Source organism: Serratia sp. BNK-17 (genome assembly GCF_048684935.1).
Classification (GTDB): domain Bacteria; phylum Pseudomonadota; class Gammaproteobacteria; order Enterobacterales; family Enterobacteriaceae; genus Serratia; species Serratia nematodiphila.
Genome location: NZ_JBLQTR010000001.1, coordinates 1,212,878 through 1,228,643, shown reverse-complemented (window position 1 = coordinate 1,228,643; position 15,766 = coordinate 1,212,878). Strand labels below are relative to the sequence as shown.

Genomic DNA, 15,766 nt, shown 5'->3' with positions numbered 1-15,766 from the left:
AAGGCGGCTGAGCGGCAGAGCCGGGGTTTGCGGCTGCGGGCGTTAACAGAAGGTTATTGTTTCTTTTTCTACGACAAAAGTCATCATTCTCCACACAAGATTTTACCCGGCATTGACGCGCTGTTATGCTGCGCTTTCGACTTTTTACAGACTTAAGGAAAACCCCATGACAACCCCTTCTTTTGACAGCGTTGAAGCGCAAGCAAGTTACGGGATTGGTTTACAGGTCGGCCAGCAGCTGCAAGAGTCCGGGCTGGAAGGTTTGCAACCGGAAGCTTTGCTGGCGGGTTTGCGTGACGCGCTGGAAGGGAATGCCCCGGCGGTTCCGGTAGACGTGGTGCACCGTGCGCTGCGTGAAATCCACGAGCGTGCGGACGCGGTGCGCCGCGAGCGCCAGCAGGCGATGGCGGTTGAAGGCCAGAAATTCCTGGACGACAACGCCAAGCGCGATGACGTGACGCTGACCGAGTCTGGCCTGCAGTTCTCCGTACTGGAGCAGGGCAACGGCCCAATTCCGTCCCGTCAGGATCGCGTGCGTGTGCACTACACCGGCCGTCTGATCAACGGCGACGTGTTCGACAGCTCGGTTGAACGCGGCCAGCCGGCAGAATTCCCGGTCAGCGGCGTGATCCCAGGCTGGATCGAAGCGCTGACCCTGATGCCGGTCGGCTCCAAATGGCAGCTGTATATCCCGCACAACCTGGCCTACGGCGAGCGTGGCGCAGGCGCGTCCATCCCGCCGTTCAGCGCGCTGGTGTTCGACGTCGAGCTGCTGGAAATCCTGTAATCCCACCGAGGATTGTTCTGGGCGCCTTCGTGGCGCCCTTATTTTATGCGCCGCGCAGACGGGCGATGAATGGCCGGGCGCGCCGGCCATAAACCGTGTTACTTACCGCTTAAATCGATGCGATAAACCGCGAAGCCGATGCTGTCGCTGCCTGCGGCGCTCATCGGATATTGGGCGTGCTCTTTGATAAACCTTGTCGCTTTGTCCGAAGGCGAGGTCTCGAAGCGGATATCCAGCGGCTGCTGGCTGCTGAAGTTCGCCAAACGCCAGTTGTTGTCCGCCTGCGGGCGCACCGCGCCATGCCGCTGGGTTTCGGCGCTGATGTAGGCCGCCAGCACCGAGCGGTTTTCATCCGGCGAAGCGAAGGCGATATGTTGGTCGCCGGTGCCGGCAAATTTGCCGCCGTAGGCGCGGTAGTTGTTGGTGGCGACCAGGAAGGTGGCGTTCGGATCGATCGGCTTGCCGTTGAAGGTCAGCTGCTTGATACGCTCCGCCTTGTCGTTGATCAGTTGGCATTCGCCGTCGTAGCGCGCCGGCTGACTGACGTCGATCTGGTAGTTGACGCCGTCGATCACGTCGAAGTTATAGGTACGGAAGCCGTCCCAGTTGATCAAGCCCTGCGGCTTGGCGCTGTTGACGTCGATCTGGTTGAACTGGCCGGCGGAGCACTCCAGCCACTCTTTCACCTCTTTGCCGCTCGCCTTCACCACCACCAGCGTATTGGGGTAGAGATAGAGATCGGCGGCGTTGCGGAAGGTGAGCTGGCCTTTTTCCACTTCGACGAAGCTGGCGGGATCGTTCTTGCGGCCGCCGACCTTGAACGGCGCCGCCGCCGACAGCACCGGCAGATCGGCCAGGTCCGGATCGCCCTGGATGTAATGTTCGACGTAGGCTTTCTGCGCATTGTTGACGATCTGCACCGTCGGATCGTCCTGCACCAGCGCCAGGTAGCTGTACATGTTGCCGTCGGATTTACCGATCGGCTGGCTGACGAACTCGCGCGTGCCCTTGTGATCGTCCGCCAACACTTTCACCAGCGCGGCGTCTTCCGCCGCCAGCGATTTCTTGTTCTCTTTGTCGTAGATCGGCCGTGCTTCCGCGTTGGCGGCGGTCACTTTCCAGCTGCCGCCATCGTTGTTGAGCTGCAGGTCGACAATGCCGAGATGATCGCCCCATTGGCCCGGCATCACCGCCGGCACGCCGTTCAGCAGGCCTTTGTCGATATCCGCGCCTTTGATGTTGGCAAAGTCCTTGCTCGGGAACACCGCATGGGCGTGGCCGAACATGATGGCGTCGATGCCCGGCACCTGGCTGAGGTAATAGACCGAGTTTTCCGCCATCGCCTTGTAAGGTTCGCTGGACAGCCCGGAATGCGGGATCGCCACCACCAGATCGGCGCCCTCTTTACGCATCTGCGGCACGTAGCGCTTGGCGGTGGCGGTGATGTCGTCCACCGTCACTTTGCCCTGCAGGTTGGCTTTGTCCCACACCAGGATCTGTGGCGGCACGAAGCCGATGTAGCCGATGCGCAGCGTATGCGCCTTGCCGTCGTGATCTTTCACCGGCGTATCGACGATGATGTACGGCGTGAACAGCGGTTTTTGCGTTTTGGCGTCGATGACGTTGGCGTTGATATACGGGAATTTGGCGCCCGCGATAGCGTTCTTCAGGTAGTCCAGCCCATAGTTGAACTCATGGTTGCCGATGTTGCCGACGACGTAGTCCAGCGTGTTCATCGCCTTATAGACCGGGTGCACGTCGCCCGGTTTCAGCCCCTTGGCCGCCATGTAGTCGCCGAGCGGGCTGCCCTGAATGATGTCGCCGTTGTCCACCAACACCGCGTTGGCGGCCTGCTGGCGCGCCTGTTGGATCAGGCTGGCGGTGCGCACCAGGCCGAACTTGTCGGTCGGTGTGTCCTTGTAGTAATCGAAGTCCATCATGTTGCTGTGCAGATCGGTGGTTTCCAGCACGCGCAGATCGACGGTGGCCGCTTGCGCGGAGGCGCACACCAGCAGCGCAAGCGCGGACAGCGTCAGTGGATGCTTCATCATTTGGGATTCTCTCCATTCCATTATTCGAGTGTTATCGCAGAGGGAAATGTAATTAACATTGCTTGCCACAGTAAACTGTGAAGTGTGGCAGAAAATGGCGGCGGGTAACGCGGGGAAGTTCACAGTTGTGCCCAACAAGAAATGAGGAATTCCCGAGGCTTAGGCGGTTGAGATGGATATTCGGCGTAAAAAAAACTAGTCTGCTAGCAGAGACAGGGGGAAATTTCCCACGGAGATGCGGAGTTGAGGTGCATGATGTTAGAGCGAATTTGCCAACTGTCCCGCGAGGCGGGGGCGGCGATCATGGCGGTGTACGATGGTGAACAACCGCTTGATGTCGCACAGAAAAAAGATGATTCACCGGTGACGGCGGCCGATCTGGCGGCACACCATATCATCAAGCGCGGCCTGGCGGCGCTGACGCCGGAGGTGCCGCTGCTGTCGGAAGAGGATCCGCCGGCGTGGGAAGAGCGCCGCGGCTGGACGCGCTACTGGCTGGTCGATCCGTTGGACGGCACCAAAGAGTTTTTACATCGCAATGGCGAGTTCACGGTCAATATCGCCCTGATTGAAGACGGGCAGGCGGTGATGGGGGTGGTGTATGCCCCGGCGATCGACGTGTTGTATCTGGCGGAGCGCGGTAAGGCTTGGAAAGAAGAGAAGGGCGTGCGGCAGGCGATCGGCGTCAGCAACGCGCATCCGCCGCTGGTGGTGGTGAGCCGCTCGCATATCGATGACGAACTGAAAGATTATTTGCAGCAGTTGGGCGAGCACCAGACCGTGTCAGTCGGTTCCTCGCTGAAGTTCTGTCTGGTGGCGGAAGGCAAGGCGCAGCTCTATCCGCGCTTCGGGCCGACCAACATTTGGGATACCGCCGCAGGGCATGCGGTGGCGGTGGCCGCCGGGGCGCAAATTCACGATTGGAAGGGTAAGCCATTGCTCTATACCCCGCGTGAATCTTTCCTCAACCCCGGCTTCCGGGTGTCGCTGTTCTGAGTTAGTTCGCCAACAGCTGGTGCAGCTTGGACATCACCTGCTGCACCTCTTCCGGCGTCAGCGCGCCGTCTTTGGCGAACTGGATGCGCCCTTGCTTATCCAGCACCACGATGGCGGATCCTTTCGGCTGCAGATCCCAGGCTTTGCGCACGTTGCCGTCGCTGTCGACGATAAACTGCGACCATGGGAACTCCTTCTTGCTGTCTTCAATACTGCTGCGCACGAACATCGCGGTGCCCATCAGGGCATCGTCGGTGTTGACGATTGTCGTCGTTTGGTAACGATCGTGTGGTAGCTTCGCCTTCTTGATCGCTTCAATCAGTGGGTCGTTCATGTCTTTGGCGGAGCTGCGGCCGGCAATATGTTGTATCACTCGCACTTTTCCACTGAGCTGCGCGCTGTTCCAGTTCTGGTAGCTAAAATTACCGTCAGCGTAATTGAGCTCTCCTTTGTCGCTGACGCCGACCGGCGCCACGCGCTGCTGGAGCTGGAAGTTGTGCGCGGAAGCGAAAAGCGGGGTGAGCAGCAGGGATACCATCAGCATGCGACTTGTTTTCATGCTTTCTCCTTGTAATGGGGGGAATTTGTGCGACAGCACTTCGACAGCCTAAAGCATAGGATGTGATAAGAGGTCTGTCCTGTTAACCGGATCGCAGATTTTCCCTTGGTTCGCTAATCATCAGATTTTGAAGGGATATCCTGAAAACGTTATAAATTATCATATACAATTCTGTCAAAAAGTGTAAATCCAGCGTAGATATCCGGGCAGAAGTGAACGTTCTGGTCTTTACTGGGTCTACTACATGCAATCAAGTTGCGTTCTGAATTTCGAGGCTGCCACCTTTGGCGGCTCGCTGAGCGCATGGATCAACGGGAGGAGCGTAAAAGAATGAGAATCTTCCAGCGTTATAACCCTTTGAAAGTGGCAAAGTACGTTAAGACCCTGTTTCGCGGAAGGCTGTATATCAAGGACGTGGGCGCATTTGAATTCGACGAGGGGAAAATCCTGCCGCCGAAGATTCGCGACAAGCGCCATTTCAGCGTGATGTCTGAAGTGAACCGTCAGGTGCTGCTGTTGCAGACCGAGATGGGGTGAGCACCTCGCTGACAGCGGTAAAAAAAATGCGGCCCCGATGGGGCCGCTGATGTTTTTGTCTTACCGCCGTCAGGCCGCAGGCGTGTCGTCCGGCGCTTTCGGCAGCACCGCCGCGGGCTTGTCGCTCAGCCGGGTGACCAGCAGCTGGTCTATCTTGTAGCTGTCGATATCCACCACTTCGAACTTGTAGCCGGCGTATTTGACGAAGTCGGTGCGTTTCGGGATCTTGCGCAGCATATACATCATAAAGCCGCCGATGGTCTCGTAGTTGCCCGCCTGCGGGAACTCGTCGATGTCCAGCACGCGCATCACGTCGTCGATCGGCGTGCCGCCTTCAATCAGCCATGAACTTTCGTCGCGCGCCACGATCTGCTCTTCCTGGCCCTGGCCGACCAGATCGCCCATCAGCGTGGTCATCACGTCGTTAAGGGTGATGATGCCCACCACCAACGCATATTCATTGAGGATCACCGCGAAGTCTTCGCCGGCGGTTTTGAAGCTTTCCAGCGCTTCGGACAGCGTCAGCGTGTCCGGCACGATCAGCGCCGAGCGGATCTGCACGCCGCTGCTCAGCACCAGGCTTTGGTTGCCCAGCACGCGGTTCAGCAGGTCTTTGGAATCGACGTAGCCGACCACCTGATCGATATGGCCGTCGCACACCAGGAACTTGGAGTGCGGGTGAGTCGAGACTTTCTCCTTGATGCTCTCTTCGCTTTCGCGCAGATCGAAGTACACCACGCTTTCGCGCGAAGTCATCGAAGACGGCACGGTGCGCGATTCCAGTTCGAACACGTTTTCAATCAGCTCGTGCTCCTGTTTGCGCAGTACGCCCGCCAGGGCGCCGGCTTCCACCACCGCATAGATGTCATCGGAGGTGATGTCGTCTTTACGCACCATCGGCAGCTTGAACATACGGAAGATCAGGTTGGCCATGCCGTTGAAGAACCACACCAGCGGGCGGAAGATCATGATGGAGAAACGCATCGGGTTGATGATCCGGACGGCGACCGTCTCTGGTGCAATCATACCGATGCGCTTCGGGGTCAAATCGGCGAACAGGATAAACAGGCTGGTCACCAGCACGAAAGAGCAGATGAAGCTGACCTGTTCCGCCAATTCGGGCGACAGGAAACGATCGAACAACACCTTGAAAGTGGGCGAGAAAGCCGCGTCGCCGACGATACCGCCGAGGATGGCCACGGCGTTCAGGCCGATCTGCACCACGGTGAAAAAGATGCCAGGGGTTTCTTGCAGCTTGAGCACTCTGGCGGCGTTGACGTTACCTTCGTCAGCCATCAGCTTCAGTTTGATCTTGCGCGAGGCGGCCAGAGAGATTTCCGACAGTGAGAAGAACGCACTCACCGCGATCAGAAAAAGAATCAGTAAAATACTGTTTAACATAATCTATCCATACGTGCCGACGGGATGCCGGCGCTCTTGAGGAAGGGTAGTACATAGTAAAAAAAGCAGCGATAACAACCAGAAGGGAAGCTATCGGGCCGCAGAAGCGGCCCGCATAGTATAGCAGTTGCCCCACAGGGGCCGCCAGCGGTTAAAAAAGTGCCGCCGGCCGGCATCAAATCAGCCCTGCGGCGGCAGGCAAACGCCGATGCCGCCCAGCCCGCAGTAGCCTTCCGGGTTTTTGAACAGGTACTGTTGGTGATCGTCTTCCGCGTAATAGAACGGCAGAGCCGGTGCGATCTCGGTGGTGATGGCGCGCTTATCGCCCGCCGCATCCATCGCCTGCTGGAAGCGTTGCAGGCTGCTTTCCGCCTCGGCCTGCTGCTCTGGGCTCAGCGTATAAATCGCCGAGCGGTACTGCGTGCCGACGTCGCCGCCCTGGCGCATGCCCTGCGCCGGATCGTGATTTTCCCAGAACAGCTGCAGCAGCTGTTTGTAGCTGACGACCTGCGGATCGAACACCACGCGCACCACTTCGGCGTGGCCGGTCTGGCCGCTGCACACTTCGCGGTAGGTCGGGTTCGGCGTATAGCCGCCGCTGTAGCCGGCGGCGGTGCTGTAGACGCCCGGCTGTTGCCAGAACAGGCGCTCAACGCCCCAGAAACAGCCCATGGCGAAAATCGCCACCTCCATGCCGGCCGGCACCTGAGTCATCGAGTGTTCGGTGACGACGTTGAGCGTTGCGACAGGCATTGGCGTGGTGCGGCCAGGCAGCGCGCTTGCCTTATCGACGGTTTGTGATTTATCAAAAAATGGCACCACGGTTGACTCCTGTTGTCACAGTAAGAATTGACCCTACATGGCGGCGGTTCGGTTGTATCTCACCGCGTCTTTGCCCACAATAAGCGGCAAGTTGGATTTTGTATAAGCTTAACGCAGTATTTTGAGCGCCAAAAGTGAAGAATTCGCCTGTTGCGCGGCGGTGGCAAAGCGCGGCGGGCGGCGTCCGGAAGAAGGTTGAAGAGGGCTGCCGTCATGATAGCGCGGAGTCTGCCCTGGCCCCGGAGCGAACACCATAACAGGACAGTAAAATCAATAAGGAGAACACGTGCCAAAGTACCCGGTCATGTGCTTGATATCTGTGTTGCTTGCGGCACCTGCAGCCTATGCGGCGAACGTGCGGCTGCAGGTGGAGGGGTTAAGCGGAGAGTTGGAAAAAAACGTCCGGGTGCGGCTGTCGTCGATCACGCCTGAAGAGGTCGGCACCGACGGCCGCTTCCGCGCACGGGTGGACGAGGCGGTGCGCCAGGGGCTGCGCGCGCTCGGCTATTACCAGCCGACCATCGAGTTTACGCTGGACGATCGGCCGGGGATGTCGCGCCCGGTGCTGCATGCCAAGGTCAATCCGGGCGAACCGGTGCGCATCGCCGGCGCCAACATCGTGCTGGAAGGCGGCGCGAAGACCGATGAGGACTACCTGGCGCTGGTAAAGAAGGATCGGCCGACCATCGGTGAGATCCTCAACCACGGCAAGTATGACAGTTTCAAAGGCTCGCTGACCGGCCTGGCGCTGCGCAAAGGCTACTTCGACGCCGACATGACCAAAAGCCAGCTCGGCGTGGCCGAAGATCTGCACAAGGCGTTTTGGGATATCGATTTCAACAGCGGCGAACGTTACCGCTTCGGCAAGGTGAAATTCACCGGTTCGCAAATCCGCGAAGACTATCTGCAAAATCTGGTGCCCTTTCATCAGGGGGATTACTACAGTTCGGAGGATTTGGCCGAGCTGAACCGCCGTTTGTCCGCCACCAACTGGTTCAACTCGGTGGTGGTGTCCCCTGATTTCAACGATGCCAAAGAGAACAAGATTTTGCCGTTGGACGCGCTGGTGACGCCGCGTACGCGCAACACCGTCGAAACCGGTATCGGTTACTCCACCGACGTCGGCCCGCGGGTGAAAGGCACCTGGAAAAAGCCCTGGCTCAACGATCGCGGGCATAGTCTGGAAACCAGCGCCAGCGTGTCGGCGCCGGAGCAGCAGCTGGATCTGACTTACAAGATCCCGCTGCTCAAGAACCCGCTGGAGCAGTATTACCTGCTGCAGGGCGGGCTCAAGAACGTCGATCTTAACGACACCAAATCCGTGACCTCCAAAGTGGTGGCCTCGCGCAACTGGGATCTCTCCAGCGGCTGGCAGCGGGCGATCAACCTGACCTGGCGCTGGGATAACTTTACCCAAGGCAACGTCAGCAACACCACCATGCTGCTGTACCCTGGCGTCAGCTTCAACCGCACCCGTTCGCGCGGCGGGCTGATGCCGACCTGGGGTGACAGCCAACGCTATTCCATCGACGTGTCCGACACTTCCTGGGGCTCCGGCGTGGACTTCGCGCTGATGCAGGCGCAGAACGTCTGGATCCGCACCCTGGCCGACAAGCATCGCTTTGTAGCGCGCGGGCAGGTGGGCTGGATCGAAACCAACGACTTCGACAAGGTGCCGCCGGATCTGCGCTTCTTCGCCGGCGGTGACCGCAGCATTCGCGGCTACAAGTACAAAGACATTTCGCCGCGCGGCGACGACGGCAAGCTGACCGGCGCCTCCAAGATGCTGACCGGCTCGCTGGAGTATCAATACAACGTGACCGGCAAATGGTGGGGGGCGATGTTCGTCGATTCCGGTGAAGCGGTGAACGATATCAAGCAGAGCAACTTCAAGACCGGCGCCGGCGTAGGCGTGCGCTGGCAGTCGCCGGTGGGGCCGGTGAAGCTGGATATCGCCGCGCCCGTGGGGGACAAGGACACCCACGGGATGCAGTTCTACATCGGTTTGGGGCCTGAACTATGAGCCTGGTTAAAAAGATTTGCCTCGGATTTCTGGTCATTCTGCTGTTGCTGATCGGCGGCCTGGCCTTCCTGGTGGGGACCACCACCGGTTTGCATATGGTCATCAACGGCGCGGCGCGCTGGGTGCCGGGGCTGGAGATCGCCGGCGTCAGCGGCGGCTGGCGCGATCTGACGCTGAAGGGCGTGAAGTATCAGATGCCGGGCGTGACGGTCAACGCCGGGCAGTTCCATCTCTCCCTCGATCTCTCCTGCTTTAAACGCAGCTCGCTGTGCGTCAACGCTTTGACCGCTCAGGACGTGGACGTGGCGGTGAACACCAAAGAGATGGCGCCCTCCGCGCCGGTGGAGGAGAGCAGTGAACCGACCACCAATCTCAGCACCCCTTATCCGATCACCCTGCGCCTGCTGGCGCTGAATAACGTCAAGGTCACCGTCGACGACACCGCCATTTCTCTGGCCGAGTTCCGCACCGGCGCGCAGTGGCAAGAGCGCGCGCTGACGCTGATGCCAACCAAGATCGGCTCGTTGCTGATCGCCTTGCCGAAAACGCCGCAAAATCCGTTGCCGGAAGCGGTGCAACCGGCGGTCGAGGTGGCGAAAAAGGTCGGTGAGCAGGTTACCGACGCGGCGAAACCGGCGCCGGAGCCGGAGGAGAAGCCGCTCGGCGAAACGCTGAAGGAACTGTTCGCCAAACCGCTGTTGCCGGATCTGCCGGACATCCGCCTGCCGCTGGATATCACCGTGAAAGAGATCAGCGGCGAACAGCTGCGCTTGACCGGCGATACCGACGTGCTGATCACGAGCCTGTTGCTGCAGGCCAGCACGCAGGATCAGCATATCCAGCTGGACAACTTCGACGTGAAGTCGCCGCAGGGCACGCTGTCGGTGCAGGGGCAGGCGACCCTGACTGGCGACTGGCCGGTGGCGCTGACCGCCAATAGCGCGTTGAATATCGACCCGTTGAAGGGCGAGAAGGTGAAGCTGAACATCGGCGGCGGGTTGCGTGATGAGCTGAAGGTGGCGCTGAACCTGTCCGGCCCGGTCGGCGCCCAGCTCGATGTGCAAACCCGGCTGGCCGAAGCAGGCCTGCCGCTGGCGCTGACGCTGCAGAGCAAGCAGCTGAAATGGCCGCTGAGCGGCGAGGCGCAGTATCAGGTCAACGATTTCCGCCTGCGCTTTAACGGCAAGGCGACCGACTATGCGCTGTCGACGCGCGCCAATCTGAAAGGCCAGGATCTGCCGCCGGCGGTGCTGACGCTGGACGGCAAAGGCAACGTCGAGCAGTTCAAGCTGGAGCGCCTGCGCCTGGCGGCGCTGCAGGGCAATACCGATCTCACTGCGCTGGTGGACTGGAGCAAGGCCATCAGCTGGAACTCGCAATTGACGCTGAGCGGCATCAATACCGCCAAGCAGTGGCCGGAATGGCCGGCGAAACTCGACGGCAAGATCACCACGCGCGGCAGCCTGCACGGCGGCAGCTGGCAGCTGCAGGTGCCGGTGCTGCAGCTGGACGGCAACGTGAAGCAGAACAAGGTCACGGCGCGCGGCACGCTGAGCGGCAACGCCGCCGGGCAGTGGAAAATCCCCGGCATCGATCTGACGCTGGGGCGCAACCAGCTGAATGTCAAAGGACAGCTGGACGAGAAGAACTGGAACCTGGACGCCAACATCGACGCGCCGCGTCTGGACGGCGCGCTGCCGGGCCTCGGCGGCACCGCCAAAGGGCTGCTGAAGCTGCGCGGCAATCTGCAGGCGCCTCAGCTGCTGGCGGATTTGACCGCCTCCGGCTTGCAGTGGCAGGCGCTGCGCATCAACCGCGTGAAGATCGACGGCGACGTGCGCTCCACGGATCAGATCCAAGGGCAGCTGGCGGTACGCGTCGAGCAGCTGAAGCAGGACGCGCTGGAGGTCAGCCTGCTGACCCTCGACGCCAAAGGCAGCGAGAAGCAGCATCAGCTGCAGTTGAAGATCGACGGCAAACCGGTCTCCGGCCAGCTGGCGCTGCAGGGCAGCTTCGATCGTCAGCAGCAGCGCTGGCGCGGCAATCTGAACAATACCCGCTTCGATACGCCGTTGGGGGAGTGGCGCCTGACGCGCGCCATCGCGCTGGACTACCTGAACACCGCGCAGAAGATCAGCGTCGGGCCGCACTGCTGGCAGAACCCGAACGCCGAGCTGTGCGTGCCGAAGACCATCGAAGCCGGCCAGAGCGGCCAGGCCAGCGTGGTGCTCAACCGCTTCGATCTGGCGATGATCAAGCCGTTCCTCGGCCCGGAGACCGCCCTGAGCGGCGTGTTCACCGGCCGGGCCGACGTCAGCTGGAAACCGGGCGGCGCGCTGCCGGAGGCGAAGGTCACGTTGGCCGGCAACGGCGTCAAGGTGGTGCAGCAGGTGCAGGGCAACGCGCTACCGATCGCCTTCGATACGCTGACCCTCAACGCCGGCCTGAACAACGGCCGCGCGCAGGCCGACTGGCGGATCAAACTGACCAACAACGGCCAGTTCGACGGCAATATCCAGGTGGCGGATCCGCAGGTGCGGCGCACCATCAGCGGCAACGTCAATATCACCAACATTTCGTTGGCGCTGATTAACCCGGCGCTGATGAAGGGCGAAAGCGCGGCGGGCATGCTGAACGCCAACCTGCGTCTGGGCGGCAGCGCGCAGAAGCCGCTGGTGTTCGGGCGTCTGGCGTTGGATCGGGCGAAGGTGCAGGGGCACTGGATGCCGTTCGATATGACCGACGCGCGGCTGGCGGTGAATTTCAACGGCATGACCTCGACGCTGGAAGGGCTGCTCAGCACCACGCGCGGCCAGCTGAATCTGGCGGGCGATGCCGACTGGCGTGACATCAATGCCTGGCGTGCGCGCATTGCCGCCAAGGGCGACAAGCTGCGGGTGACGGTGCCGCCGATGATCCGCATCGACGTATCGCCGGATCTGGTGTTCGAAGCCACGCCGCAGCTGTTCTCGCTCAACGGCAAGGTCGACATTCCCTGGGCGCGCATCACGGTGCAGGAACTGCCGGAAAGCGCGGTGGGCGTCTCTTCCGACGAGGTGATGCTGGACGATCAGCTGAAGCCGATTCAACCGAAGACCGCCTCGATCCCGATCAACAGCAACCTGATGATCCACGTCGGCAACGACGTGCGGCTGGACGCCTTCGGCCTGAAAGCCCGCCTGAAGGGCGATTTGAAAGTGGTGCAGGACAAGAAAGGGTTGGGCCTCAATGGCCAGATTGACATCCCTTCCGGTCGCTTCCATGCTTATGGTCAGGATTTGATCGTGCGTAAAGGGCAGCTGATGTTCTCCGGCCCGCCGGATCAGCCGCTGCTCAATATCGAGGCGATCCGCAACCCGGAATCCACCGAGGACGACGTGACCGCCGGCGTGCGCGTGACCGGCCTGGCGGATGCGCCGAAGCTGGAAGTGTTCTCCGATCCGGCCAAATCGCAACAGGAAGCCCTGTCTTATCTGCTGCGCGGTCAGGGCTTAAGCAGTTCCGGCGCCGACGGCAACGCCATGACGTCGATGTTAATCGGCATGGGGGTTGCACAAAGTGGTCAACTTGTGGGTAAAATCGGCGAGGCATTCGGCGTGAGTAATTTGGCTCTGGACACTCAAGGGGTTGGCGACAATTCCCAGGTTGTCGTGAGCGGCTATGTCCTCCCAGGCTTACAAGTAAAATATGGGGTGGGTATTTTCGACTCGCTGGCCACGCTGACGTTGCGTTATCGCCTGATGCCTAAGTTGTATCTTGAAGCGGTGTCTGGTCTCGACCAGGCATTAGATTTGCTCTATCAGTTTGAGTTTTAGCGATGCGAATAATTGTCTACGGCAGTTTACGGCGCAAACAGGGAAACAGCCATTGGATGACCAACGCCCAATGGCTCGGCGAGCACGAGCTCGAAGGCTATCAGATTTATAATCTGGGCCATTACCCGGCGGCGATCCCTGGAGAGGGCACGATACATTGCGAAGTGTATCGTATTAACTCATCGATTCTGGCAGAGCTGGACGAACTGAAAAGCAACACCAAGGACTATAAGCGCGAGCTGATTCAGACGCCTTATGGGAGTGCGTGGATCTACCTGTATAAACACAGCGTGGACGGTTACCCGCGAATTACCAGCGGTGACTGGCTGAAACGCCTCGAAGATCAGTAATAAAAAAACACCGCTCAATGAGCGGTGTTTTTTCATCGGACGGCGGCGAAAATTACTTCTTGGCGGCGCGTTCGAAGGAGGCGATGATTTCCGCTTTAGCTGCGGCAGCGTCTGCCCAGCCTTCCACTTTCACCCATTTGCCTTTTTCCAGATCTTTGTAGTGCTCGAAGAAGTGAGCGATCTGGGCTTTCAGCAGTTCCGGCAGGTCGTTCACGTCTTTCACGTGATCATACTCTTTGGTCAGCTTGCTGTGCGGTACCGCAACCAGCTTGGCGTCTTCACCGGCTTCGTCGGTCATCTTCAGCACGCCAACCGGACGGCAGCGGATCACGGAGCCCGGCTGCAGCGGATATGGGGTTGGGACCAGCACGTCAACCGGATCACCATCCAGAGACAGAGTGTGGTTGATGTAGCCGTAGTTGCACGGGTAGAACATCGCGGTGGACATGAAACGGTCAACGAACAGCGCGCCGGTTTCTTTGTCGATTTCGTATTTGATTGGATCGGCGTTGGCCGGGATTTCGATTACTACGTAGATGTCTTCCGGCAGGTCTTTGCCAGCTGGGACCAGATTCAAGCTCATGTCGGTTTCCTTTAATCATCAAACCAGAAATGGAGTGGCGGCTATTATAGCGGACTCTTTTGCGATTTCCTGCCCTTTTCATCGTCGAAAACCCAGTGTTTCTGCGCGCGGAGAATTTCCAGATTAATCCCGCCGCGGCATGAAGTTTTGCCTGCGGCTGCCGATAACTTCAACAAACAATAATGAGCCAGCAAAGCTGGCTCCGCGTTTTGCCACCCCTACTACGTCTGATCTCACTATTCTGAAGCCGGGAAGAACTCATGCTAAAAAAGATTACGGTGAAGGCTGGGCTGATCGCCCTGCTGAGCCTGATGACCATGCTGCTGATCATGGTCAGCGTTATTGGCGTCAACGCGATTAACGAAGGATCGCGCTCGATCCATACCTTGAACCAGATCCTCGGCGAAGAGCTGGGCTCGTTGGCCAACAGCTCCAACCTGACGCTGCGCGCCCGAACCGCCGCCTCGCTGGCGGTGCGCCAACGGGAGATCGGCCAGACTGATGTCGCCGACGCCACCGTCGGCCGCATCTACGGCTACCTCGAGCAGTCGAACAAGGAAATGGCGCGCTTTGTCGGCGTCGGCACCGTGACCGAGCGCGGCCGCGAACTCTCCAACCGCCTGCAAAACAGCTATCGCGCCTATCTGGAGCAGGGCGTGAAGCCGATGGCCGCCGCCATCAAGGCCGGCAAGATCGATGAGTACTACCATATTCAGGAGACCCGTATCTCTGCGTTGAGCATCGCGTTTGAAAAGGATCTCAGCGATTTCCGCAGCTTCGCCATGAAGCTCGGCGAGAAGCAGGTGTATGACGCGGAAAGCAACGCCAGCACCAAGATCTCGCTGATCGTGGTGGCGGGCCTGCTCAGCGTGCTGCTGGCGGTGCTGGCCTGGTTTGCGTTGCGGGTGATCATTTTGCGTCCGCTGGATGAGTCCATCGCGCAGCTGGAATACATCGCCGGCGGCGATCTGACCCATGAGATCCGCGGCGAGGGCGATACCGAAATGGGCCGCCTGGTGCGGGCGATGCAGCGCATGCAGCGGGCGCTGGCCAATTCGGTCAGCAAAGTGCGTGACGCCAGCAGCCAGATCGACACCGGTTCACGCGAGCTGGCGGCCGGTAACCTGCATCTGGCGCAGCGCACCGAAGAATCGGCCGCTTCGCTGGAAGAGACTGCCGCCAGCATGGAACAGCTGACCTCGACGGTGAAAATGAACGCCGAGAACTGCGAGCAAGCCAATCAGCTGGCGCTGAGCGTGTCCGATATCGCCAACCAGGGCAGCGACGTGGTCAGCCAGGTCATGAGCAAGATGCAGGCGATCACCGACAGCTCGCGCCGCATCGCCGATATCATCAGCGTGATGGACGGCATCGCCTTCCAGACCAATATCCTGGCGCTGAACGCGGCGGTGGAAGCGGCGCGCGCCGGTGAACAGGGCCGCGGCTTCGCGGTGGTGGCCGGCGAAGTGCGCAATTTGGCGCAGCGTAGCGCCCAGTCGGCGAAAGAGATCAAAGGGTTGATCGAAGCGTCGCAGAACCGGGTGCAGGAAGGCGAGCAGATGGTGGAGTCGGCGGCGCAGACCATGAGCGGTATCACCGGTGAAGTGGGTCGGGTGACGGCGTTGATGCGTGAGATCTCGGCGGCGACGCGCGAACAAAGCAGCGGTATCGAACAGGTGAATCTGGCGGTGGCGCAGATGGATCAGGTGGCGCAGCAGAATGCGGCGCTGGTGGAAGAGTCGGCGGCGGCGACGCGCTCGCTGGAAGATCAGGCTCAGCTGCTGGCGCAGAGCATGGCGGCGTTCAAGCTGTAAGGCGATAAGGGTTCGGCGCGGCGCCGAA

General features: G+C 60.0%; 12 protein-coding genes. 7 read left to right on the top strand and 5 right to left on the bottom strand.

Annotation, left to right across the window (positions count from 1 at the left end; all coding sequences use genetic code 11):
* Positions 1 to 166: 166 nt before the first annotated feature.
* Positions 167 to 787 carry an FKBP-type peptidyl-prolyl cis-trans isomerase gene (gene fklB, locus ACMGF7_RS05930; RefSeq protein WP_004933618.1) on the top strand — a complete coding sequence of 207 codons (621 nt, stop codon included), beginning with the start codon at positions 167 to 169 and terminating at the stop codon, positions 785 to 787.
* Between the two features lie 98 nt (positions 788 to 885).
* Here fklB and ACMGF7_RS05925 read toward each other — a convergent pair whose 3' ends face one another.
* A complete protein-coding gene (locus tag ACMGF7_RS05925; protein ID WP_420286392.1) occupies positions 886 to 2,838 on the bottom strand; it encodes a bifunctional 2',3'-cyclic-nucleotide 2'-phosphodiesterase/3'-nucleotidase in 1,953 nt (650 codons plus the stop codon).
* Positions 2,839 to 3,093: 255 nt separating this feature from the next.
* On the opposite strand from ACMGF7_RS05925, the gene cysQ reads away from it, so the two are divergent.
* The gene (gene cysQ / locus ACMGF7_RS05920; RefSeq protein WP_420286752.1) at positions 3,094 to 3,834 is read left to right on the top strand and encodes a 3'(2'),5'-bisphosphate nucleotidase CysQ; all 741 of its coding nucleotides are present in this window, start codon (positions 3,094 to 3,096) and stop codon (positions 3,832 to 3,834) included.
* Position 3,835: 1 nt separating this feature from the next.
* On the opposite strand, the gene ACMGF7_RS05915 is transcribed toward cysQ, so the two are convergent.
* Positions 3,836 to 4,393 (bottom strand): YtfJ family protein, encoded by a 558-nt coding sequence (locus ACMGF7_RS05915; protein WP_049243018.1) that lies wholly within the window; start codon positions 4,391 to 4,393, stop codon positions 3,836 to 3,838.
* Positions 4,394 to 4,723: 330 nt separating this feature from the next.
* On the opposite strand from ACMGF7_RS05915, the gene ACMGF7_RS05910 reads away from it, so the two are divergent.
* A complete protein-coding gene (locus tag ACMGF7_RS05910; RefSeq protein ID WP_004933604.1) occupies positions 4,724 to 4,930 on the top strand; it encodes a DUF1107 domain-containing protein in 207 nt (68 codons plus the stop codon).
* A gap of 69 nt (positions 4,931 to 4,999) precedes the next feature.
* Here the strand turns inward: ACMGF7_RS05910 and ACMGF7_RS05905 are convergent, their stop codons facing one another.
* Both ACMGF7_RS05905 and msrA read right to left on the bottom strand, forming a co-directional pair.
* The gene (locus ACMGF7_RS05905) at positions 5,000 to 6,331 is read right to left on the bottom strand and encodes a hemolysin family protein (protein ID WP_004933603.1); all 1,332 of its coding nucleotides are present in this window, start codon (positions 6,329 to 6,331) and stop codon (positions 5,000 to 5,002) included.
* A gap of 180 nt (positions 6,332 to 6,511) precedes the next feature.
* A complete protein-coding gene (msrA, locus tag ACMGF7_RS05900) occupies positions 6,512 to 7,153 on the bottom strand; it encodes a peptide-methionine (S)-S-oxide reductase MsrA (protein ID WP_048325839.1) in 642 nt (213 codons plus the stop codon).
* A 304-nt stretch (positions 7,154 to 7,457) separates the two neighbouring features.
* Between msrA and tamA the strand changes: the two genes are divergently transcribed.
* The 3 genes from tamA to ACMGF7_RS05885 are packed head-to-tail and all read left to right on the top strand — an operon-like array spanning position 7,458 to position 13,341.
* Positions 7,458 to 9,176 carry an autotransporter assembly complex protein TamA gene (tamA, locus tag ACMGF7_RS05895; protein ID WP_170310347.1) on the top strand — a complete coding sequence of 573 codons (1,719 nt, stop codon included), beginning with the start codon at positions 7,458 to 7,460 and terminating at the stop codon, positions 9,174 to 9,176.
* Entirely contained in the window at positions 9,173 to 12,991 is a 3,819-nt protein-coding gene (gene tamB, locus ACMGF7_RS05890; protein WP_420286391.1) for an autotransporter assembly complex protein TamB, read from the top strand. The genes tamA and tamB overlap by 4 nt, the downstream gene beginning before the upstream one ends.
* A 2-nt stretch (positions 12,992 to 12,993) precedes the next feature.
* Positions 12,994 to 13,341, top strand: coding sequence for a gamma-glutamylcyclotransferase family protein (locus ACMGF7_RS05885; RefSeq protein WP_004933596.1), 348 nt, complete (start codon positions 12,994 to 12,996; stop codon positions 13,339 to 13,341).
* 52 nt (positions 13,342 to 13,393) lie between these two features.
* On the opposite strand, the gene ppa is transcribed toward ACMGF7_RS05885, so the two are convergent.
* Complete coding sequence (gene ppa / locus ACMGF7_RS05880) at positions 13,394 to 13,924, bottom strand: inorganic diphosphatase (protein WP_004933594.1); 531 nt, start codon at positions 13,922 to 13,924, stop codon at positions 13,394 to 13,396.
* Between the two features lie 260 nt (positions 13,925 to 14,184).
* On the opposite strand from ppa, the gene ACMGF7_RS05875 reads away from it, so the two are divergent.
* A complete protein-coding gene (locus ACMGF7_RS05875; protein WP_049243025.1) occupies positions 14,185 to 15,738 on the top strand; it encodes a methyl-accepting chemotaxis protein in 1,554 nt (517 codons plus the stop codon).
* Positions 15,739 to 15,766 lie beyond the last annotated feature (28 nt).

Excerpts from the sequence above, each read along its gene's own strand:
- ppa (WP_004933594.1), bottom strand. The coding sequence starts at position 13,924 with ATGAGCTTGAATCTGGTCCCAGCTGGCAAAGACCTGCCGGAAGACATC.
- ACMGF7_RS05925 (WP_420286392.1), bottom strand. The coding sequence starts at position 2,838 with ATGATGAAGCATCCACTGACGCTGTCCGCGCTTGCGCTGCTGGTGTGC.
- ACMGF7_RS05910 (WP_004933604.1), top strand. The coding sequence starts at position 4,724 with ATGAGAATCTTCCAGCGTTATAACCCTTTGAAAGTGGCAAAGTACGTT.
- tamA (WP_170310347.1), top strand. The coding sequence starts at position 7,458 with ATGTGCTTGATATCTGTGTTGCTTGCGGCACCTGCAGCCTATGCGGCG.
- ACMGF7_RS05905 (WP_004933603.1), bottom strand. The coding sequence starts at position 6,331 with ATGTTAAACAGTATTTTACTGATTCTTTTTCTGATCGCGGTGAGTGCG.
- fklB (WP_004933618.1), top strand. The coding sequence starts at position 167 with ATGACAACCCCTTCTTTTGACAGCGTTGAAGCGCAAGCAAGTTACGGG.
- cysQ (WP_420286752.1), top strand. The coding sequence starts at position 3,094 with ATGTTAGAGCGAATTTGCCAACTGTCCCGCGAGGCGGGGGCGGCGATC.
- ACMGF7_RS05885 (WP_004933596.1), top strand. The coding sequence starts at position 12,994 with ATGCGAATAATTGTCTACGGCAGTTTACGGCGCAAACAGGGAAACAGC.
- ACMGF7_RS05875 (WP_049243025.1), top strand. The coding sequence starts at position 14,185 with ATGCTAAAAAAGATTACGGTGAAGGCTGGGCTGATCGCCCTGCTGAGC.
- tamB (WP_420286391.1), top strand. The coding sequence starts at position 9,173 with ATGAGCCTGGTTAAAAAGATTTGCCTCGGATTTCTGGTCATTCTGCTG.
- ACMGF7_RS05915 (WP_049243018.1), bottom strand. The coding sequence starts at position 4,393 with ATGAAAACAAGTCGCATGCTGATGGTATCCCTGCTGCTCACCCCGCTT.